The 21,309-nt window shown below is 47.5% G+C and carries 15 protein-coding genes and 1 pseudogene; 13 read left to right on the forward strand and 3 right to left on the reverse strand.

What is annotated here, in order from left to right:
* Nucleotides 1-57 precede the first annotated feature (57 nt).
* The 5 genes and pseudogenes from mfd (at nt 58) to ACUJFL_RS11705 (ending at nt 6,546) form a co-directional block, all read left to right on the forward strand.
* Nucleotides 58-3,538: pseudogene (mfd, locus tag ACUJFL_RS11685) on the forward strand (transcription-repair coupling factor).
* On the forward strand, nt 3,535-4,578 hold the full coding sequence (locus ACUJFL_RS11690; protein WP_445427574.1) for a CsiV family protein: 1,044 nt from the start codon (nt 3,535-3,537) through the stop codon (nt 4,576-4,578). Before mfd ends, ACUJFL_RS11690 begins: the two are co-directional and overlap by 4 nt.
* A gap of 81 nt (nt 4,579-4,659) precedes the next feature.
* Nucleotides 4,660-5,166: a DUF3087 family protein gene (locus ACUJFL_RS11695; RefSeq protein ID WP_445427575.1), complete on the forward strand. Its 507-nt coding sequence runs from the start codon at nt 4,660-4,662 to the stop codon at nt 5,164-5,166.
* 16 nt (nt 5,167-5,182) lie between these two features.
* Nucleotides 5,183-6,118 (forward strand): ribosome biogenesis GTPase YlqF, encoded by a 936-nt coding sequence (gene ylqF / locus ACUJFL_RS11700; protein ID WP_445427576.1) that lies wholly within the window; start codon nt 5,183-5,185, stop codon nt 6,116-6,118.
* A gap of 11 nt (nt 6,119-6,129) precedes the next feature.
* A complete protein-coding gene (locus ACUJFL_RS11705; RefSeq protein WP_226750035.1) occupies nt 6,130-6,546 on the forward strand; it encodes a BLUF domain-containing protein in 417 nt (138 codons plus the stop codon).
* Nucleotides 6,547-6,572: 26 nt separating this feature from the next.
* On the opposite strand, the gene ahr is transcribed toward ACUJFL_RS11705, so the two are convergent.
* On the reverse strand, nt 6,573-7,574 hold the full coding sequence (gene ahr, locus ACUJFL_RS11710; protein ID WP_229584227.1) for an NADPH-dependent aldehyde reductase Ahr: 1,002 nt from the start codon (nt 7,572-7,574) through the stop codon (nt 6,573-6,575).
* A gap of 368 nt (nt 7,575-7,942) precedes the next feature.
* On the opposite strand from ahr, the gene ACUJFL_RS11715 reads away from it, so the two are divergent.
* Entirely contained in the window at nt 7,943-8,455 is a 513-nt protein-coding gene (locus ACUJFL_RS11715) for a DUF1993 domain-containing protein (RefSeq protein ID WP_445427577.1), read from the forward strand.
* Nucleotides 8,456-8,664: 209 nt separating this feature from the next.
* Nucleotides 8,665-10,068, forward strand: a complete 1,404-nt coding sequence (gene rimO, locus ACUJFL_RS11720) for a 30S ribosomal protein S12 methylthiotransferase RimO (RefSeq protein WP_445427578.1) — start codon at nt 8,665-8,667, stop codon at nt 10,066-10,068.
* 69 nt (nt 10,069-10,137) lie between these two features.
* Here rimO and ACUJFL_RS11725 read toward each other — a convergent pair whose 3' ends face one another.
* Together ACUJFL_RS11725 and ACUJFL_RS11730 are read right to left on the reverse strand one after the other, a co-directional pair.
* Nucleotides 10,138-10,836, reverse strand: coding sequence for a hypothetical protein (locus tag ACUJFL_RS11725; RefSeq protein ID WP_226750039.1), 699 nt, complete (start codon nt 10,834-10,836; stop codon nt 10,138-10,140).
* Nucleotides 10,837-10,949: 113 nt separating this feature from the next.
* The gene (locus tag ACUJFL_RS11730) at nt 10,950-11,663 is read right to left on the reverse strand and encodes an RluA family pseudouridine synthase (RefSeq protein WP_445427579.1); all 714 of its coding nucleotides are present in this window, start codon (nt 11,661-11,663) and stop codon (nt 10,950-10,952) included.
* Between the two features lie 303 nt (nt 11,664-11,966).
* On the opposite strand from ACUJFL_RS11730, the gene fusA reads away from it, so the two are divergent.
* The 6 genes from fusA (at nt 11,967) to ACUJFL_RS11760 (ending at nt 21,301) form a co-directional block, all read left to right on the forward strand.
* Nucleotides 11,967-14,066 (forward strand): elongation factor G, encoded by a 2,100-nt coding sequence (gene fusA / locus ACUJFL_RS11735; RefSeq protein WP_226750040.1) that lies wholly within the window; start codon nt 11,967-11,969, stop codon nt 14,064-14,066.
* A 146-nt stretch (nt 14,067-14,212) separates the two neighbouring features.
* Nucleotides 14,213-15,673 carry a circularly permuted type 2 ATP-grasp protein gene (locus ACUJFL_RS11740; RefSeq protein ID WP_445427580.1) on the forward strand — a complete coding sequence of 487 codons (1,461 nt, stop codon included), beginning with the start codon at nt 14,213-14,215 and terminating at the stop codon, nt 15,671-15,673.
* 3 nt (nt 15,674-15,676) lie between these two features.
* A complete protein-coding gene (locus ACUJFL_RS11745; protein WP_445427581.1) occupies nt 15,677-16,648 on the forward strand; it encodes an alpha-E domain-containing protein in 972 nt (323 codons plus the stop codon).
* A gap of 25 nt (nt 16,649-16,673) precedes the next feature.
* A complete protein-coding gene (locus ACUJFL_RS11750) occupies nt 16,674-19,040 on the forward strand; it encodes a circularly permuted type 2 ATP-grasp protein (protein ID WP_445427582.1) in 2,367 nt (788 codons plus the stop codon).
* On the forward strand, nt 19,037-19,918 hold the full coding sequence (locus ACUJFL_RS11755) for a transglutaminase family protein (RefSeq protein ID WP_226750044.1): 882 nt from the start codon (nt 19,037-19,039) through the stop codon (nt 19,916-19,918). Before ACUJFL_RS11750 ends, ACUJFL_RS11755 begins: the two co-directional genes overlap by 4 nt.
* Nucleotides 19,919-20,023: 105 nt before the next feature.
* Nucleotides 20,024-21,301 carry an acetyl-CoA hydrolase/transferase family protein gene (locus ACUJFL_RS11760; RefSeq protein WP_445427583.1) on the forward strand — a complete coding sequence of 426 codons (1,278 nt, stop codon included), beginning with the start codon at nt 20,024-20,026 and terminating at the stop codon, nt 21,299-21,301.
* The last annotated feature ends 8 nt before the right edge of the window (nt 21,302-21,309 follow it).

The raw sequence follows: 21,309 nt of genomic DNA on the forward strand, positions 1-21,309 counted from the left end.
AGCGCCAAATCACTGTAACAGCCAACGCGATTAATCAGGATACGAGTTTATAATTCAATGAGTGTTTTTCCTTCGATACCGCAATTACGCGGCGCTACTGATCAGCAAGCATGGGGCCAACTGACTGGCGCTGCCTTACCTCTAGCCATCAGCAGCTATGTCACACAGCAACAAGGTGTCTGTGTCTTAGTGGTACAAGACACCCCCGCAGCGATGCGTTTAGAGCAAGAGTTAACGGTCTTTCTTGACCCCGCAAAGTGTCCCATTCTCACGCTGCCCGATTGGGAAACCCTGCCCTATGATATGTTTTCGCCGCATCAGGACATTATTTCTCAGCGTTTAACCACGCTGTATCAATTGCCTCGGCTCAGTCATGCCTTAGTGATAGTGCCGGTGAGTACCTTGTTATTGAAAATTGCTGGTCGTGCCCATTTAGAGCAACACAGTTTTATTTTGGCCGAGCAACAACAAACCGATTTAAGTGCTTTTAAGCAGCAATTAGCCGCGGTGGGCTATCGACATGTCGATCAAGTTATGGAGCATGGCGAGTTCTCTGTTCGTGGCTCCTTACTAGACTTGTATCCGATGGGCGCAACGCAGCCTTATCGCATCGACTTTTTTGATAATGAAGTGGATGCCATTCGCACCTTTGATCCTGACACGCAGCGCAGTTTAGATAAAGTAAAACAGATTTCGCTCTTGCCGGCACATGAGTTTCCAACCGACAAGGCGGCGATTGAACGCTTTCGTTTGCGTTATCGCGAACGCTTTGCCGCTCGCAATGAAAAAGAATCCTTATATCAGCAAGTCACCCAAGGTATTTTACCGGCCGGTATTGAATATTATTTACCGCTGTTTGCTGAAGATACCTCAAGTTTATTCAGTTACTTACCGGCTAACTCGCATATTTTAACCTGTGGTGATATCGAGCACAGCGCCAATCAGTTTTGGCTAGAGTTAAAACGTCGCTATCAAGATCGAGCCATTGATTTACTGCGGCCCATTTTACAACCGACCGAATTGTATTTAGCCACCGATGAGCTGTTTGCCGCGCTAAAAGCTTACCCTAGGTTACGTTTAAGCCGTGCAGAGTTACCGCTTAAAAATGGTCACATCAATGCGCCAATTGCAAACCTGCCTGATCTTAATATTAATCATCAGCTGAAAAATCCGTTAGAAGCCCTTTTAAACTTTTTAACAGCGCTAAAAAAGCAGCAAGGCCGCGCGCTATTTTTAGTGGAAAGTGAAGGCCGTCGTGAAAGTTTATTGCAGCTGTTGCACAAGGCCGCCGTGCATCTGCCGCAAACCAGTAGCTTGGCGCAGTTTTTAACGCAACAGCAAGATATTGCCGTGTTGGTCGGAACCCTGGATCAAGGTACTTTCGTTAACACCACACCGCCGCTAGCCCTGATCAGCGAAAACGAGCTATTTGGCCAAAAAATTAGCCAGCGCAGGCGTCGTAAGAAAAGCCAGCAAATCTCTTCTGATACCATCATTCGTAATCTGGCCGAATTAAGCCTTGGTCAACCTATTGTGCATTTACAACATGGCATTGGCCGTTATCAAGGCTTGCAGGTGCTGGATGCCAATGGCATTAGTGCTGAGTTTGTGACCATTGAATATGCCGGCAGTAGCAAACTGTATGTACCGGTGTCATCACTGCATCTGTTAAGTCGTTACTCAGGCAGCGATGCCGAACATGCCCCCTTGCACAAACTCGGTAACGATACGTGGGAAAAAGCCCGCCGTAAGGCTGCTGAAAAAGGTGCGTGATGTTGCAGCAGAATTACTCGATGTCTATGCGCAGCGTGCCGCACATCAGGGCCATGCCTTTAAACTGGATGAAAATGACTACGCGGCTTTTGCCGACAGCTTCCCGTTTGAAGAAACAGCCGATCAGCTCGACGCCATTAATGCCGTATTGCAGGATATGCAGCAACCGCAACCAATGGATCGCCTAGTGTGTGGTGATGTCGGCTTTGGTAAAACCGAAGTGGCTATGCGCGCCGCCTTTGTTGCGGTTAACGGCGGTAAGCAAGTGGCTTTGTTGGTACCCACTACCTTACTTGCACAACAACATTTTGAAAACTTTAAAGATCGTTTTGCTAATTGGCCGGTGCGAATTGAGGTGCTGTCTCGTTTTGTTAGTCCCAAAGCGCAAAAAGCCATATTAGAAGATGTCAGTAACGGTAAAGTTGATATTGTTATTGGTACGCACAAACTGCTGCAAGATGATATTAAACTGCACGATTTAGGCCTGCTGATTGTCGATGAAGAACACCGTTTTGGTGTACGCCAAAAAGAGAAAATTAAAGCGCTGCGCGCCAATATTGATATTTTAACCTTAACCGCCACGCCCATTCCGCGCACCCTGAATATGTCTATGTCGGGCATGCGTGATCTGTCGATTATCGCCACCCCACCCGCGCGGCGTTTAGCAGTGAAAACCTTTGTGCGCGAATACGAAAACGGCTTGCTACGCGAAGCGGTGATGCGCGAGATCTTACGGGGTGGTCAGGTGTACTTTTTACACAATGATGTTGCCTCTATCGAAAAAATGGCAGCCGATTTACAAGAGCTGATCCCTGAAGCGAATATCGCCATTGCCCATGGTCAGCTACGTGAACGCGAGCTCGAACAAATTATGGCTGATTTTTATCATCAGCGTTTTAACCTGTTACTGTGCTCCACTATTATCGAAACTGGCATCGATGTGCCCACAGCCAATACCATCATTATTAACCGTGCGGATAACTTTGGCTTGGCGCAGTTACATCAATTGCGAGGCCGGGTTGGCCGCTCCCATCATCAGGCCTATGCCTATTTAATGACCCCGCCGCCCAAGCGTTTATCTAAAGATGCCGAAAAACGTTTAGAAGCCATCGCCAGTTTAGAAGACTTGGGTGCCGGTTTTGCTTTAGCGACGCACGATTTAGAAATTCGTGGCGCAGGTGAGTTATTAGGCGATGAACAAAGCGGTCAAATTGAATCGGTCGGTTTTAGTTTGTATATGGAAATGCTCGAAGAAGCCGTGCAAGCCTTAAAAGCGGGGCGAGTACCCAGCCTTGAAGCCATGCTCAGCCAACAAACTGAAATGGATTTAAAACTGCCTGCGCTGTTTCCAGAGAGCTACATCCCTGATGTCAATTTACGGCTATCATTTTATAAAAAACTGGCCAGTGCCAAAAACCCAGAAGAGATCGATGAAGTTCAGGTCGAGTTAATCGACCGTTTCGGATTATTACCCGATGCGGCGAAAAACTTAGTGGCCGTTGCTGAGTTAAAATTGCAAGCACAGGCTCTGGGTATTAAACGGATAGAAGCCAATAGCAAAGGTGGTGTGGTAGAATTCGCCGAGAAAACCCTGGTCAATCCAAGTTACATTATTACGTTGATCCAAACCCAATCGCGCGTCTTTAAACTGGAAGGCGGGCAAAAACTGCGTTTTAGTATTGCCGCAGAGGATCATAAAGATCGACTCAGCCTCATCAGCTCGATGTTGGCTGACTTTACCAAACATAAGGTAGGAAACGCATGAAAGTTCGGCTATTGCTGACCGGATGTCTGTTACTGAACACCATGTTGCTGCAAGCCAATGAGCGCTGGTTTGAAGTAGAACTGATTGTTTTTGAACGTACAGGCGATAGCCAATTACGCGAACATTTTCCCGAGCAGGTTACGCCAATTCGCTTGGGCCGCATTATTGATTTGGTGTCTCCTTTGTATAATCCGATTATTCAGCCGCTAGTCAGTGCTTTAGAAGATTGCAGCCCAGCACCGTTAAATACAGCAGCAAGCAGTGTGTTTCCAAGTAATTGGCAGCCCCCCCATAAACTGATGTGCCAACAGGAAACCCAGCCGTTGGCTTGGCAGCGTCTGGCGTTGTTTCCTGAAAAATGGCTCAGCCATAAGGTGCCTTGGCCCTCACGGCTGCCCCATACCTTAGCCGGTCGCGGCGAGTTTCAAGGCGTGCCCTTTTTAGCCGAGCCCGAAGCCTTTGCTTTAACTGATGTGGTCGCTAAACTGCGCCGACAACGCCAACAACAAGTGCTGTTGCATACGGTATGGCGTCAAGCACCTGTCACCGAGCGCCGAGCGATCCCCAGCCGTTGGTTTGCCGGTGAAAACTTCAGCCAGCGTTTTGATTATTGGGGACAGCCTATCACCTCTGAGCAAGATGATACCCCGGTGAATGACACCCAAGTTGCGGCCAATGCCAGCGACGTGACCAGCGTGCTTGAGCAAATTAATAGCCGCCGCCAACAACTGGCCGCGGGAGTATCGTTGGATCAACCGAGCACAGCGGCAATCGACAATAGCAGCAACGTACAAAGCCAGGCTAATTTACCGACGGAAGTATGGCAACTGGATGGTTTATTTAAACTGCATTTAGATCATTATCTGTTTGTCAATACAGACTTTAATCTGCGCAGAATGCATAATGGCGCCCTACAAAGTATCAATGTGAAACAAAGCCGACGGGTGATCAGTGGCGAAATTCATTATCTGGATCATCCTAAATTAGGCATAATACTGCAAATTCGCCGTTATCAACCGCCTGAAGTCGCACAGCCATAACCTAGATTGTGCCGCAGTTTGCCCTTTTTCTGGCTGCGGCGTGTCGTTGGTTCAACCCCGCTAACAAATGAACGAGTCATCATGCAATTACGTGTTATTGAAAAACATCGCTATCGCCAACGGCTAAACCGCATCACTGTTTCAAGCATTATCGCATTGTTACTGATCAGTTTAGGCAGCTCGACCTTACTGATCGCACTGTTCGCAACCGGAATAGGTTCAAATTTTTGGCTAAATTTTAGTGGTGTGGTGATCGGCTGTTTAGTGGTCGGTTTCAGTTTGAAACGTTTAAAAACGCATCCTTATTTTCATGATGTGGCCTACATTTGGGATCTGAAACACGAATTAAATTTAATCCAACGTAAACAGCGCGCTATCGACGCGGCCGCCGAACAAAATGATGTCATTGCACTATTAATATTGGCTTACAGCTACGAAGCATCAAAACTGGTGTGGCAATTGGATGATAATACTTTGATGATGTCCGAGCTCAATTTGGCCGCCAACAAACTGCAAGATAAACTGAACGCGGCAGGCTTAAGCATCAATCTAGCCGATTATCGGCGCGAATTACTGGCGCGTTTTTAACGCCAAAGGAACTGTCATGTCTATTAACTGGTTTCCGGGCCATATGCACAAAGCCCGCAAAGAAATCGCCGAAGTAATGCCGCAAGTCGATATCATTATCGAAATGCTCGATGCCCGTATTCCGTTTTCCAGTGAAAACCCGCTGGTGCCGCAACTGCGCGGTAATACGCCCTGTATTAAAGTGTTAAACAAAGCCGATCTGGCCGATCCTGTGCTTACCCAGCGTTGGGTTCAGCACTTTGACAGTCAAAGCGGCGTGAAAGCCATCCCGATCAGTCAGCAAAATCCTGAACATATTCGCGCCCTATTACAGCTGTGTAATGACATGCTGCCAGAGCGTAACCTGGAGATCCGAGGCGCTCGAGCTATGATTATGGGGATACCTAACGTGGGTAAGTCCACGTTAATTAATACCCTCGCTGGGCGGACTATCGCCAAAACCGGCAACGAAGCTGGCGTGACCAAAACACAGCAGCGTATTAAGCTGGATAACAATGTGATTTTAACCGACACGCCGGGCTTTTTATGGCCGAAACTGAGCCCGCCTACCTGTGGCTATCGCTTAGCCGTGACCGGCGCCATCAAAGATACGGTGTTTGAGTATGCCGATATTGCGCTGTTTGCGGCTGATTATTTGTTACAAGCCTACCCTGCTGCAGTGATGCAGCGCTTTGATTTAACCGAGCAACCGGAAAATGATCTGGCGCTATTAGATGCGATTGGCATTCGTCGTGGCTGTATGCGCAAAGGTGGCGTGGTCGATCTAGAAAAAGCCGGCACTATCCTGATCACTGAACTGCGCGCCGGTAACTTAGGGCCCATTACGCTAGAAACCCCAGAGATGGTTAGCCAAGAGCAAATTGATGCCAAGGCCGATGAAGCGGCGAAAGCCAAAGACAAAGCCGAGCGAGAAGCCGAGCGTAAACGCAAAGCGCAACGTAAATACCGATAATTGAGATCAGCATGCCAGAGCAACCGTTATTGCAACTTGCCTATGTCAGTACTGCCCAAACGGACATAACCGCTGACTGTATTGCTGAAATTCATCAGCAAGCAGAGCGTAATAATCGGTTACACCACATCACCGGTTTGCTGCTCGCCACGGAGCAGCATTTTTTACAACTGCTTGAAGGGCCAAAACGGGATGTTGAGCTCACTTATGCGCGGATCCAACGAGATAAGCGGCATCACCACGTGCGATTGATTTTTCAAAATACCGTCAGCGAACGGCAATTTCCTGAATGGCATATGGGGCTGCGTCGTAGTTTTGATCAAGCAGAACATGAAGATGTGACAGCCATTGTTAATTTGTATGGCCAGCGTTCGCAATTTTCTGCCCAGCATGGCGCAGCGTTAGTCTTGCTGTTAAGCTCGTTGTAAGCCGCTTAACAGCAAGTTAAAGTGGTTTAACGTTCTAACACGATACGATAACGCGCTTTACCACTTTCGAGGTGCGCTAAGGCTTCGTTGATCTGACTAAATTTAAAGGTTTCAACCACCGGTTTAATGTCATGTTGCACGGCAAAATCGAGCATCTTGGCAATGGTTGCAGGGCTTCCCACCGGTGAGCCTGATACCGAACGCTGCGCCATAATCAAACTAAACACATTCAAATCTAACGGCTCTAGCGTTGCGCCGACAAAATGCAAACGGCCTTTCGGTTTTAAAGTACCTAAATACAAGTTCCAATCAAGCTTCACATTGACGGTAGAAATAATAAAATCAAACTTGCCAGCCGCTTGCTCAATGTCTGCGGCGCTGCGAGAATTAATGCAATGATGCGCACCTAATTCTTTCGCTTCAGCGGCTTTACTGTCGCTCGAAGTAAAAGCCGTGACTTCACAGCCCCAAGCCCGTAAAAACTGCAAGCCCAAATGCCCTAAGCCACCAATACCAATAACCGCCACTTTATCGGTTGGCTTAACGTCAAACTGCACCATCGGGTTAAACACCGTAATACCACCGCAAAACAACGGGCCTGCGGTTTTTGCATCCATGCCCTCTGGCAATGGGATCACCGCACTGGCATTGGCCCGTACTTTATCGGCAAAGCCACCATGATGGGCTACGATAGTACCTTGCGCACTGGCGCAAAGGTTGTGATCGCCACTACCACAGGTGCTACAGACCTTACAGTAATCAGAATGCCAGCCTAAGCCGACCACTTGCCCTATTTTTAAGTGGGTCACATCGGCGCCAACCGCAGCAATGCGGCCCACCACTTCATGCCCAGCCACCAGCGGGTAACTCGACATACCCCATTCATTATTTAACATTGAAATGTCAGAGTGACAGATGCCGCAATAATCCACATCAATCTCGACTTGATCGCGCGCTAATGCGCCTGGATCATATTGCCAAGGTTCAAGTTTGCCATGGGCTTTCATTGCAGCGTATGCGTTAATCATAAAAACTCCTGTGTGCTAAAAAATCCAACAGTGCAAAGTACAGTGCTAAGTATTAACCAGATCTCAAGAATTGCTTGTTAAATTTTGGAATAAGCACCTCAAGCACTGATTACGGCTATTTTGTGCTGTCAATCGTTGAAAATGGCTAAAGGCGCCAGATATTCACTTTATACTTCTGTTTATTTACCAAACCACAACCCGCGATGGCAAATAAAGAAATCACGCCGTAACATTGTTAAACGCACTAAAACACCGCATAGTGCAGCCACATCTAACGTAACAGCTATGAACAAAACCGCAGCCAATACCAACTGACCATTTAAGCTGTTCTATCACACTGATTATTAACCCAGCCCGAGGCCAACCCCATGTATTTTCAATTGAGCATTACCCAAGCCACTAAAATGTTACATAACCTACAGCACATCTTAGACAAAAGCAGCGCTTATGCACTTAGCAAAAAAATTGATATGAGCGTGCTGTTAAATGCGCGTTTAGCCCCTGACCAATTTCCGTTGATCCGCCAAGTACAAATTGCCTGTGATACCGCGAAGCTCGGTGCCGCGCGCTTGACCAACCAAGTCGAAAATGCACCTAAGCATGCCGATGACGAGAGTACACTTGAGCAACTGACGCAGCGCATCAATGACACTGTCGCGTACTTAGCCAGCTTTAAAGAAACCGACTTTGCCAGCGCCGCCACGCAGCACGTCAGCCAGCCCCGTTGGGAAGGAAAATACCTGACCGGTGAAGAATTTTTAATGCAACATATACTGCCTAATTTATATTTTCATATCACTACTGCTTACGCCATCTTGCGCCATAACGGTGTGGATGTCGGTAAAAAAGACTATTTAGGCGCGATGCCTTACAAAGTTTAACCACCCCTCTTCGATCATGCGGGCGATGCCCGTATGATCTTATTTCATCCGCAACGCATTTACGCATCAATAAAGCCTGCTTCGCCTTATTTTCCGCTGCAATAACTGACACCAGTGTTCATTTTTTAGTCAGCAACCCCTGTAACTTTGCTACGTATCAGGTATAATCCGCCGACTTTTTTCAGGCAACGCCCAATCTAAGAGACACTATGACTGTTCAAACCTTTGATCCAAGCCAAACCACGACCCTCGATACGCCTCGCAAAAGCCTGACTGACCAAGCCGGCAGCGCGCATAAGGGCAACAATACCATCGGCTTTGTGAGCTTAGGCTGTCCAAAAAACTTGGTCGATTCTGAGCGGATCTTAACGCAATTAAAAGCTGAAGGTTATAACATCGTACCCAGCTATGATGATGCCCAGTTAGTTATTGTAAACACCTGCGGCTTTATTGATTCGGCCGTACAAGAGTCACTGGAAACCATCGGCGAAGCTTTAGCGGAAAACGGTAATGTGATTGTCACCGGCTGTTTAGGCGCGCGCGAAGATGAAATTCGTCAAGTGCACCCGAACGTGCTAGGCATTACTGGGCCGCACAGTTATGAAAACGTGTTAAAGCAAGTTCACGAGTTTGTACCCAAGCCAAAATACGATCCCTTCACCATGCTGGTACCGGATCACGGAGTTAAACTTACCCCTAAACACTATGCCTATTTAAAAATTTCGGAAGGTTGTAATCACCGCTGTACCTTCTGCATTATTCCATCGATGCGCGGTGATTTAGTCAGCCGGCCGGTGGGTGAAGTGTTAGATGAAGCGCAGCGCTTAAAAAATGCGGGCGTAAAAGAGCTACTGATCATTTCACAAGACACCAGCGCTTATGGCGTAGATGTGAAACATCGCACCGGCTTTTGGAATGGCCAACCGGTGAAAACCTCGATGCAGTCACTGTGTGAAGCACTTGGTGAAATGGGTATTTGGGTGCGGTTGCACTACGTTTATCCTTACCCGCATGTTGACGATATTATCCCGTTAATGGCACAAGGTAAGGTGTTACCTTATTTAGATATCCCGTTTCAACATGCCAGCCCGCGCATCTTAAAACTAATGAAGCGCCCAGGCCAAGCCGAACGTGTATTAGAGCGCATTAAAAAATGGCGCACTATCTGCCCAGAACTGACCATCCGTTCAACCTTTATTGTCGGCTTCCCAGGTGAAACCGAAGAAGATTTCCAAATGTTACTTGACTGGTTAGATGAAGCGCAGCTTGATCGCGTAGGCTGTTTTAAATACAGCCCGGTCGAAGGTGCAAAAGCCAATGAGCTTGCTGACCCTGTGCCACAAGCGGTAATGGACGAGCGTTACGATCGCTTTATGTTAAAACAACAAGCGATCAGTGCGGCGCGGTTACAAGCGAAAGTGGGCAAAACCATTAAAGTACTGATTGATGAAGTTGACGCAGAAGGCGCCATTGGCCGCAGTTTTGCTGATGCGCCAGAAATTGATGGTGCGGTGTATTTAAACGGTTTAACTAACGTCAAACCTGGCGATCTGATTGATGCAGTAGTAGACGAAGCCGATGAATATGACTTATGGGCGTCGCTTGCAGAATAATTTTTGCAGATGTACAAAATACTAACAGGCAGCTCCGGCTGCCTGTTTTTTTCGTATGACGCACCAAAATTAGCGAAACGATGTAAATAGCTCTGCCATATACTCAGCCGCAGCCTCTGCTGTGGCAAATTGCGCCGCTTTTGCCCCTTCAATTTGTAATGTGAATAAATAACGGGGCGTTACCGCGCGAGCAAACCACAGCCCATCTTCAGCTTTTTGCGCATCACTACCAATACAAATACTATAACGCGGGGTGTTAGCTTGATAAGTAGCATGCCATACCGGTAAGCCCGTCTGCTCTAAATAATTTAGGCAGTTGCGATAAAGCTGTAATTGCAAATCAATGTTGGCTTGCAGCGCTTTTTTAAAAAAAGCTTTTTGAGTGGCATCCGCCTCAGCCCGATCCCAGCGTTGCAAAGCAGGCATCACATCCAGATCTAAAGCCATTACCGAAAACGTCCAAACGCTCTGTTGATCAGCACTCATAAAAGTTGAAGATGCTGTAGGTAACACCGCATCACAATCCCAATAGTGCTCGCTAATCGCTTCATCAATTAAGGCGTCAGGCAACAACGTAAATAAATCAGTAAAATGAGGGCAATCTATTAATAGGGTGTTTTCATCCACCTCTGGCGAATCGTCACTGTAGGTTTCATTTATTGCTAGCGGCTGTGCAGACGGCTCGACCACACTTTGTGCATTAATTGCCCCAGAGCAGGCAACCAACCACAGCAAAATCCACAACCCACCTCTTTTGTTCATCGTCATGCTTTTTCTCATCGGTAACGTTATTTGTCGTTCTAGTATTAAGCATCTTTAACGAAATTCAACTTAACCAACAACTAAATTTTTTTGCTCACCGCAACAGGCTTTATTCACGCTTAAAATGAACTTGGGCAATGCCAATACATGGGCTGTAAACGAGTGGGATGCTCAAAGTCGATATCACTGGCATGTAGTAATAAACGCTCAGCCATCTGCTCACTTTGTGTGTTGTGATATAAATCACAACCTAAAATAGGATGACCAATACTCTGACTATGAATGCGTAACTGGTGGGTTCGCCCGGTGTGTGGCGTAAATGCCACTAAGCTTCGCGGTGGATCATTTAACCGTTTAAGCACGCGAAATTGACTCAAAGCGGCCTTACCGGTATCCGCACACATTCTGACTCGCCCAAAACCGTGTTTATCTTTGACTATCGCCGCACTAATCATGCCTTCGTCCGCCGTTAGCCAACCATCGAGCATCGCCAAATAGCGTTTTTGCACGGCTCTTATTTGAAACTGTCGGTTTAAATGCTGGGTAGCCTGCTCTGTTAGCCCCACCAACATAATACCTGAGGTGCCGTAATCTAAGCGGTGCGGCAATTTAGCTTGCGCAAATGCAGGGCTGATGTCCTGCTGACCATTTACTAAACGGTAATGCACCGAATCCCAATTAAGTGGGTTTTTACCCGATAAACTTAATAAACCACTGGGTTTGTTGATCACTAATATGTCTGCATCTTGATATAAAATATCAACACTCGCCGCACAGGGTTTGGCAACAAAGTGATCCATCAGACTGTCGGTTAAACTGGCACTGTTTGACATGGCGCTTTCTCTGCTCACTGGAGCATCGTGATAAATAGCTTAGTGATGGTAACCCACTGGCTGACGAGGCGATACGACTTATTGCTGCTAGCGCACACCGTTATTGAAAAATTTGACCTGAAATTTAGCGCATTATAAAAGTCAATTACCGTCATGTCTTTGCTGTTACTGAAAAAGTCTGTAACTGTCAGTTGACAGTATCAGTAAAGAAATTAGCCGGTGACAATAATTTTTTCTGCAAAACATTTAAAAATCCTGTATATTGTCGCACTATTTTCAAACCCCTAGCTTATAGAGATGACTATGTCAGCAGATTTATCCTTATACAGAAACATTGGTATCTTCGCCCACGTTGATGCCGGCAAAACCACGACTACCGAACGTATCCTGAAACTGACCGGTAAAATCCATAAGTTAGGCGAAGTTCACGAAGGTGAATCAACTACCGACTTCATGGAACAAGAAGCCGAGCGCGGTATTACTATCCAGTCAGCAGCGGTTAGCTGTTTCTGGAAAGGCTACCGTTTCAACGTTATCGATACCCCGGGACACGTTGACTTCACTGTTGAAGTATATCGTTCATTAAAAGTATTAGACGGCGGTGTTGGCGTATTCTGTGGTTCTGGTGGTGTTGAGCCGCAATCAGAAACTAACTGGCGTTATGCTAACGACGCTGAAGTATCACGTCTGATCTTCGTTAACAAGCTTGACCGTATCGGCGCTGATTTCATCCGCGTAACTGAACAAGTTAAGAAAGTGTTAGGTGCTAAGCCATTAATCATGGTGTTACCTATCGGTCGCGAAGACACCTTTAAAGGTGTAGTTGACCTGTTAACTGAAAAAGCGTACATCTGGGATGAAACGGGTTTACCAGAAAACTACACCATTACTGATATTCCAGCTGACATGGCTGATGACGTTGCGATGTATCGCGAACAGTTAATCGAAACGGCTGTTGAGCAAGACGATGACCTGTTAATGGCCTACATGGAAGGCGAACAGCCTTCATTAGAAGACATTAAGCGTTGTATCCGTAAAGGTACTCGTGATTTAGCCTTCTTCCCAACTTACTGTGGTTCTGCTTTCAAAAACAAAGGCATGCAATTACTGTTAGACGCCGTTGTTGATTACTTACCGTCACCTACTGAGGTTATCCCTCAGCCACTGACTGACGAAGAAGGTAACGAAACAGGTAATTCTGCTATCGTTTCTCCAGATGAGCCATTCCGCGCTTTAGCGTTCAAAATCATGGATGACCGTTTTGGCGCCCTGACTTTCGTGCGTATCTACTCTGGCGTATTGAACAAAGGCGACACTATCCTTAACTCATTCACGGGTAAAACCGAGCGTATCGGCCGTATGGTTGAGATGCAAGCAAACGATCGTACTGACCTGACTACTGCGCAAGCCGGTGACATCATTGCTATCGTTGGTATGAAAAACAACACGCAAACAGGCCACACGCTGTGTGATCCGAAGCACCCTTGTACCCTTGAGCCAATGGTATTCCCAGAACCAGTAATCTCTATCTCTGTTACACCAAAAGATAAAGGTTCAGTTGAGAAGATGGGTATCGCTATCGGTAAGATGGTTGCTGAAGATCCAACGTTCCGTGTTGAAACCGATGTTGATTCTGGTGAAACCATCCTGAAAGGTATGGGTGAATTACACTTAGACATCAAAGTAGACATCTTAAAGCGTACTTACGGTGTTGAATTAGTTGTAGGTCAACCACAGGTTGCTTACCGCGAAACCATTACCCGTGAAATCGAAGATAGCTACACGCACAAGAAGCAATCTGGTGGTTCAGGTCAGTACGGTAAAATCGACTACCGCATCCGTCCGGGCGAGCAAAACTCTGGCTTCAAGTTCGTTTCTACTGTTGTAGGTGGTAGCGTACCAAAAGAATTTATGCCAGCCATCGAGAAAGGCTTTGCCTCTATGATGTCTACCGGTACTTTAGCGGGCTTCCCAGTATTAGACGTAGAAGTTGAAGTATTTGACGGTGGTTTCCACGCCGTTGACTCATCAGCCATCGCGTTTGAAATCGCGGCTAAAGGTGCATTCCGTCAGTCAATCCCGAAAGCAGGCGCACAACTGCTTGAGCCAATCATGAAAGTTGACGTGTTCACGCCGGAAGATCACGTAGGTGATGTTATCGGTGACTTAAACCGTCGTCGTGGCATGATCTCTGGTCAAGAAGCGGGTGTAACAGGCGTTCGTATCAAAGCTGACGTACCATTGTCAGAAATGTTTGGTTACATAAGTACATTACGTACGATGACATCAGGTCGTGGTCAGTTCTCTATGGAGTTCTCGCACTACTCACCGTGTCCATCTAACGTAGCGGAAGCCGTCATCGCTAAAGAAAAAGAAAAGAAAGCCGCTGCTGCTAAAAACTAAGCTGTAAGCGCATAGCAAGCCCCGCTGGTGAAAACCGCGGGGCTTTTTTATACTTGTGCTCGCGCTGGCATAAGCTTTGCTATGCTTCTTGTACAAACTAAAGCGATAGCCCGTTGCTATCGGCTCAGAAGTGCAAGGAGCTGTGCATGAGTCTGGAAAATTTTACCGGGGGCCGCTACCCCCTTTTAAAAAATTGTTTTGATGAATTAGTCGCTACCGATGGTAGTGCCAGACCGCCTGCCTCTGCGATTGCCCGCTTTATTGCTAAACATGGTGATTTAGAACTGTGCAAAAGACAACTACAACTAAATCAAACAATTAGCGATATGGGGGTCTGCTTTACCTTGTATGCAGACGGGGCGAATATCGACCGCGCTTGGCCATTAGATGTGATCCCACGAACCATCCCAAGCTCAGAATGGCAACGCACTAGCGCCGGTTTAAAACAACGCTTAGCTGCACTTAATCTGTTTATTGATGATTTATACAACGAGCAGAAAATCCTCAAACAAGGCATTGTGCCGGCAGAATTAATACTCGACTCTAAAAACTTTCTTGCACCATGTCAGGGCGTATCACCGATCCATGGTGTCTGGGCAAACATTTGTGGCACCGATTTGGTGCGTGATGAGCAAGGCCAATTTTTAGTGTTAGAAGATAACCTACGAGTACCATCAGGGGTATCTTACATGCTGGAAAACCGCACCGTGATGAAACGCGTGTTTCCCGAATTGTTCGCCGACTCTACTATTGTGCCGGTAGATGATTATCCCGCGCAATTATGGCAAATGCTGGCATCATTATCGCCACGAGGAGAACATGTCCCGCCCTGCATCGTGGTACTTACGCCCGGTATTTATAACTCAGCTTACTTTGAACACAGCTTTTTAGCACAACAAATGGGCGTAGAGTTGGCTGAAAACCATGATTTATTCGTTGAAGATGACCGTGTCTGGCTAAAAACGCTGCGTGGCAAACGCCAAGTTGATGTGATTTACCGACGAATCGATGACATTTTTATCGATCCGCAAGCCTTTAGACCCGATTCCGTGTTGGGGATCCCAGGATTGATTGCCGTTTGGCGCAAAGGCTTGGTGGCCATTGCCAATGCACCGGGGTCAGGGGTGGCCGATGATAAAGTGATTTATTCGTTCGTGCCGAAGATTATTCAGTATTATCTAGGTGAAGAGCCGCTGCTACAAAATGTCGAAACCTACTTGTGCCAAGATCCCTTGCAACGCAGCTTTGTGTTAGCCAATTTAGATAAGCTGGTGGTGAAACCCGCAAACGAGTCTGGCGGTTACGGTATTTTAATTGGCCCTCGTGCCAGCCAAAGCGAGCGCGATGAGATGGCCATGGCCATTAAAGCCAACCCACGTAATTTTATTGCCCAGCCCACACTCAACCTGTCAACGGCACCAACGCTTTGTGAGGGGATGTTAGAACCACGCCATTTAGATCTTCGCCCCTTTATTTTACAGGGTGCCGAGTTGTATTGCTCCACTGGCGGTTTAAGCCGTGTCGCACTGACCAAAGGCTCTTTGGTCGTTAATTCTTCACAAGGTGGCGGTAGTAAAGACACCTGGATCATCAATGATGAGGGCTAAGCAATGTTAGCAAGATCCGTAGAAAATATATTTTGGTTGGGCCGTTATTTAGAACGGCTCGACGATACTGCTCGTTTAGTCAATGCCACCAGCCACTTACTGATCGACAGCCATAAAGATACTGAGTTTGGCTGGCCGGTGTTACTCGAGGTGATGGGACAAGACAGTGCGAAGGTACTGGCCAGTTATGGCTTGGAGCATCAAAATCGGCAACAATTAGCGCAAATTGAACAAGTGGTGATGCAACACCTGATCAGCAATATCGACAGCCCCGTTTCTATCCGTAATGCCTGCAGTCAGTTACGTTATAACGCCCGAACAATTCGACAATTACTGCCGCGTGATATGTGGGAAGAGCTAAACAAACTCGACAGTTTCGTCCAGCAACAATGTGTGGAAACAGTCAGTCGCCAGCAGCGCTATCAATTGATGACCGAAATCAGTCGTCGTTGCCAAATGGTCATTGGCACCTTAGATAGCGTCATGTTACGCGGTGATGCTTTTGATCTTTTTACTATAGGTCGTCATTTAGAGCGTGCGGATATGGTGACGCGGATCATGGACGTGATGGTGCTGCAAACCTTACAACCCACGCAGTTAAAACGGCCACGTTTTCGTTGGATCTCCATTCTCAATGCCTTGGGCGGAGCGGAATCCTATCAATATTATATCGCCAATAATCTGGCTGGGGCGGCTGCCGATGCAATTGATTATCTGTTATGCTATGCCGATTTTCCACGCTCAGTAAGTTATTGTCTGCACCGCATCGCGGCCTCAGGCAAAGCCTTACCGAATAGCCCGGCCATCTTGCAGCAGGTACATCAATTACAGCATTTGCTCACCGAGCAAGCAGTAACCGAGTTAAGTACTGTGCAGTTGCATGAACTGATTGACCAGATCCAAACCGGCATTATTGACTTGCATCAGGTTCTGCTCAATATCGCCACAGCTGAGCAGCAACCATTAATCGCCTAGCGCCATCGCGCTTGCAGGAGTAGCCGTGCCAGCAGTGAATGCACCGCCAAGCTCAACCGAACAGCTTTTGGCGTGGTTTGCTAAGTTTCCTTTAGCGCTGCGTAGCCGTTGGTATGATGATATTCAACATCAGCTACGCGAAAATGGCGCAAACTTTGATCGTTGGCAAAAACCGGGGCGCAAACTTGATTTGTATCCGTGGTTAATCAGTACGGCAGATTGGCAACAGATGCAGGCTGGTATCGCGCAGCGCCATCAATTACTCGCCTTGATCCTGCAAGATCTGTATGGGCCGCAACAGTTAGTACAAAGCGGGATTATTCCCGCAGAACTCCTGTTTTCCAACCCCCAGTTTCTGTTTGAAAGTGCCGGCTTAGTGCAGCAACCTGAACAATGGCTACCGCTACTGGCAACCGATTTAGGCTTTGATCATCATGGTCAGGTTTGCGCCTTTGCCGACAGCTGTAAGGCGCCTGCTGGCTTAGGTTTTGCGCTAGAACATCGTTTAGCATTAAAGCAGAGTATTCCTGAGCTGCAACAACTGCGCGCTAAAGCTCATCTGTCTGGTTTTTTTCGGCAGCTGCGTTTCTTTTTACAGCAACAAGGCAATGGCATTGCGGCTATCTTAACTCATGGCGCGCGCGATGAAGCCTACTTTGAGCAAGCCTTTTTAGCCAACTATCTCGACTTAGCTTTGGTGCATGGTGCCGATCTGATGTTTAGCGAACAACGCATCTGGTTAAAAACACTCAGTGGTTTGCAACCGGTCAGTGCCTTGATGCGCTTTTTAGATGATCGTTTAACCGATCCGCTGGAACTTGACAGTGAAGGTGCTGGCGTAGCAGGGCTGTTACACAGTATTCGGCAACAGCAACTGTTTTGTGCCAACCCTCCCGGCACCGCGTTATTGGATAGCGGTATCTTGTTACCGTTTTTAACGGCTGCGGCCGATTACTTCTGGCAAAAGCCGCTGCTGCTCAATACCGTGCAAGCCTATTGGTGCAAAGAAACGCAACCCTTGCAACAGGTACTAAAAAACCCAGAGCAATTTTTACTGCATGACCTATCCGCACAGCAGCAATATGCGGCAGATAACACCTGTGCCTTATTGCAGCGCCCTGCCGATTTTATCGCGCGGCAAAAATTGTCGTTACACATGCAGCCTTGCTATGATCAGCAAAACCCAACTTGGCAATTGCCAGCAGTGCTTAGAACCTTTAGTTTGTACCAATCGAATCACCCCCCGCTGCTGCTGCCTGGCGGTTTTGCGCGTTTAGGTGAGCTGAGTCAAATTCAATTACCGGTTATTGCCCAAGATGGCTCAGAGTTAAGTAAGGATGTCTGGGTACTGGGCATGGATCAACCCACAGAATCCCTACTGCAACCGAGCTACAATTCAATGCCGTTATCACGTGAAGCGGGCTTGCTACCCAGTCGCGTCGCTGAGCATTTATTTTGGTTAGGTCGTTATAACGAGCGTTTAAACTTATTAATTCGGGCACTGCGGGTTGCGCTGCCGTTATTGCCCCCGACTCAAGCTACTCAAACTGAACAACAGCTCTATTGTTTTATCGATTTTTGTTTGTTGGCCAATGGCAGCCCACCGCGCAAAGTAAATGAGCCCATTAGTGTTGCACTGGCGCAATTGTTCTCTCCGAGTAATCCACTTAGTGTCATCGGCTTACTGAAAAATTTGATTTACAACGCGCAATCTGTGCGTGAGTACTTTAGTGAAGATACCTGGCTGTTACTCGATAAGTTACAAGCTACCGTCTATCAATGGCCACAAACGCCAGACTTACAGCAGCCCATGACCATTATTTATTTATTAGATGAGATGGTATTACTACAAACCGCGATTTATGGCCTGAATAACGAAACGATGAGTCGCACCCAAGCATTGCGTTTTATGGATATTGGCCAGCACCTCGAGCGCGCGTTACAAACCAGTTTATTGTTGCAGCGTATTTACAGCCAAGATTTACCCTCTGCCGGCGTGATGGAAGCCTTATTACGCATGGCCGATACCTTGATGACCTATCGACGGCGCTACCGCTCAGAGCTCAACCCGATGGCGATTTTAGACTTACTGTTACTCGATACCACCACTCCTCGCTCCGTCGGCTATCAAATCAGTCGATTACATCGACAAACGCGAGCCTTACCAGAATTAACCAGTGCGGATCGGCAGCATTTACCCGTGCTGACCACGGAGCTGAGCCAACTATTAGAACAAGTCAGTACCCAACAATTAGATGCTAATTATCCGTCTTGTTTAACCTTGCACGCCCAGCTTGGTCAGTTACAGTATTTGTTAAGGCAACTGTCGAACGAATTATCGCTGTGTTACTTTACCCATGCGCATCGAAGCAGTCCTTGGTCCATGTCATGAACTACCAGCTCAAGCACCTTACCGAATATCAATACGAACATGCTGTAGCGAACAGTTACAACCTCGCGTGTTTAATGCCACGGCAATTACCCTATCAACACGTCAGCCAGGCCAGTGTCCGTTTAACGCCCGATCTGGGACACATCAGCCAATATCAGGATTACTTTGGTAATACCCGACATTTAATTCATTTACAGCCCCCCCATCAACAGCTAAAGGTATGCAGTGAAGCCTTAGTTGAAGTGTTACCGCGCCACAACAGTGCCTTACTCGACAGCGGCAGCGGTGTGGACATACCACAGCTAAAGCATTATTTAAATAGCAACCTAACAGCCGCGGCCATGCAAGCTAAACTGTTTTGCCAAGCCAGTAAGCTCGCTCCGTTTTTAACTGAAACCGCTGCGCTGTTACCGCCGTTACGCGCCCCTAAGCAAACCCTGTTGCAATTAGTAGAATGTTTAAACCAGTATATCTTTGAGCATTTTATCTACACACCGGGCTTTACTACCGTCGTCACCCCCCTTACCGAGGTGCTACAACATCGGCGCGGCGTTTGCCAAGATTTTGCCCAGCTAGCCATCAGCTGCCTGCGGGCAAATGGTATCCCTTGTCGCTATGTCAGTGGTTATCTCGAAACACAACCGCCACCAGGACAAGCACGATTGCAAGGCGCAGATGCTTCACATGCGTGGTTTGCGGTGTTTGATCCAGAGCTCGGCTGGATTGATTTTGATCCGACCAATAACGTATTGCCGTGCCAGCAACATCTAACTTTGGCTTTTGGTCGTGATTATGCCGATGTGGTGCCATTAAAAGGCGTAGTGCAAGGCAGTGGCGCCCATCAATTACAAGTCGCAGTGGATGTGATCCCGTGCTAAGTTAATGGCCTCTTTGCTCTGCAAAGGCGCATGCTCACGCAACTCAGTGATGTAAACAAGCACGCGCCAGTGCAGTGAGCAGTTTTCAGCAAAACGGAGTTCTCGATGCGCGTCACCACCGCCGAACAGGCCCTTAGTATTTTGCAAGATAACGACACTATTTGGTGTCAGTCGATGGCGGCAACACCCTATTATTTATTGCACGCTTTAGCCACAGTGGCGTTATCCCGGCGCAATCTTACCTTATTACAATTACATACTGAGCATAGCGAAGTATTGTGCGCTCCGGAACTGAGCGGTCATTTACGTCAGCGAGCATTTTTTGTGGGGAGCAGTACGCGCCAGGCCGTGCAATGTGGCTTAGCCGATTATGTCCCAATATTTTTATCCGAAATTCCCAAATTATTTCGAAGCGGCGAACAACCTCTTGATGCGGTATTAATTCAAGTTTCTCCGCCAGATAAACATGGCTACTGCAGTTTAGGGATCTCGGTAGAAGCAACGCGTGCCGCCCTACAAATGGCTAAACGCGTGATTGCCTGGATCAATCCGTTAATGCCCAGAACTCATGGTGACTCTTTTGTGCATCTGAGTCGATTTGACCGTTATGTTGAGTACCGCGCCCCGCTACCGCAACATTTGCCCGTGCCGCTGGATGCCATTACCCAGCAAATTGGCCAACATGTCGCCAGCTTAATCCGCGATGGCGATTGTTTACAACTGGGTATTGGCGCCATACCCGATGCCACCCTAGCCTGTTTAGGCCAACATCAGCATTTAGGTATTCATACCGAAATGTTTTCCGATGGGGTGCTACCGCTTATCCAAACGGGCGTCATCAATAATCAGCGTAAACGCAAACATCGCGGTAAAATTGTCACCACTTTTGCGATGGGCTCTCAAGCCTTGTACAACTATTTGGATGACAACCCCGAAGTGGTCTTTTTAGATGTCGAGTACACCAACGATACCGCGGTTATTCGGCAAAACCCGCAAGTGGTCGCGATTAATAGCGCTTTACAAGTCGATTTAAGCGGCCAAGTGTGTGCCGATTCGCTGGGCACCAAAATTTACTCTGGCGTGGGCGGACAAATGGATTTTGTGCGTGGCGCGAGTTTATCCGAACGGGGACGCGCGATTATTGCCTTGCCCGCTACCGCGGCGGGCGGCACAGTATCACGCATCAGCAGTTTATTGGCACCCGGTGCGGGAGTGGTTACCACCCGCGCTCATGTTAACTATATTGTTACCGAGTACGGTATTGCTCAACTTCGCGGTAAAAGTTTAACTGAACGTGCCAAGGCGCTGATTAACATTGCGGCGCCCGCTTTTCAAGAACGGCTGGCGCAGCAAGCCTGGGATGATTGGCGCTTAAACGTGTAAGCGCCGTT

Source organism: Alishewanella sp. HL-SH05, assembly GCF_052655985.1.

What these genes read in the sequence shown, in the direction of transcription:
- ACUJFL_RS11690 (WP_445427574.1), top strand. Translation starts at nt 3,535, where the DNA reads ATGAAAGTTCGGCTATTGCTGACCGGATGTCTGTTACTGAACACCATG.
- ACUJFL_RS11695 (WP_445427575.1), top strand. Translation starts at nt 4,660, where the DNA reads ATGCAATTACGTGTTATTGAAAAACATCGCTATCGCCAACGGCTAAAC.
- ylqF (WP_445427576.1), top strand. Translation starts at nt 5,183, where the DNA reads ATGTCTATTAACTGGTTTCCGGGCCATATGCACAAAGCCCGCAAAGAA.
- ACUJFL_RS11705 (WP_226750035.1), top strand. Translation starts at nt 6,130, where the DNA reads ATGCCAGAGCAACCGTTATTGCAACTTGCCTATGTCAGTACTGCCCAA.
- ahr (WP_229584227.1), bottom strand. Translation starts at nt 7,574, where the DNA reads ATGATTAACGCATACGCTGCAATGAAAGCCCATGGCAAACTTGAACCT.
- ACUJFL_RS11715 (WP_445427577.1), top strand. Translation starts at nt 7,943, where the DNA reads ATGTATTTTCAATTGAGCATTACCCAAGCCACTAAAATGTTACATAAC.
- rimO (WP_445427578.1), top strand. Translation starts at nt 8,665, where the DNA reads ATGACTGTTCAAACCTTTGATCCAAGCCAAACCACGACCCTCGATACG.
- ACUJFL_RS11725 (WP_226750039.1), bottom strand. Translation starts at nt 10,836, where the DNA reads ATGACGATGAACAAAAGAGGTGGGTTGTGGATTTTGCTGTGGTTGGTT.
- ACUJFL_RS11730 (WP_445427579.1), bottom strand. Translation starts at nt 11,663, where the DNA reads ATGTCAAACAGTGCCAGTTTAACCGACAGTCTGATGGATCACTTTGTT.
- fusA (WP_226750040.1), top strand. Translation starts at nt 11,967, where the DNA reads ATGTCAGCAGATTTATCCTTATACAGAAACATTGGTATCTTCGCCCAC.
- ACUJFL_RS11740 (WP_445427580.1), top strand. Translation starts at nt 14,213, where the DNA reads ATGAGTCTGGAAAATTTTACCGGGGGCCGCTACCCCCTTTTAAAAAAT.
- ACUJFL_RS11745 (WP_445427581.1), top strand. Translation starts at nt 15,677, where the DNA reads ATGTTAGCAAGATCCGTAGAAAATATATTTTGGTTGGGCCGTTATTTA.
- ACUJFL_RS11755 (WP_226750044.1), top strand. Translation starts at nt 19,037, where the DNA reads ATGAACTACCAGCTCAAGCACCTTACCGAATATCAATACGAACATGCT.
- ACUJFL_RS11760 (WP_445427583.1), top strand. Translation starts at nt 20,024, where the DNA reads ATGCGCGTCACCACCGCCGAACAGGCCCTTAGTATTTTGCAAGATAAC.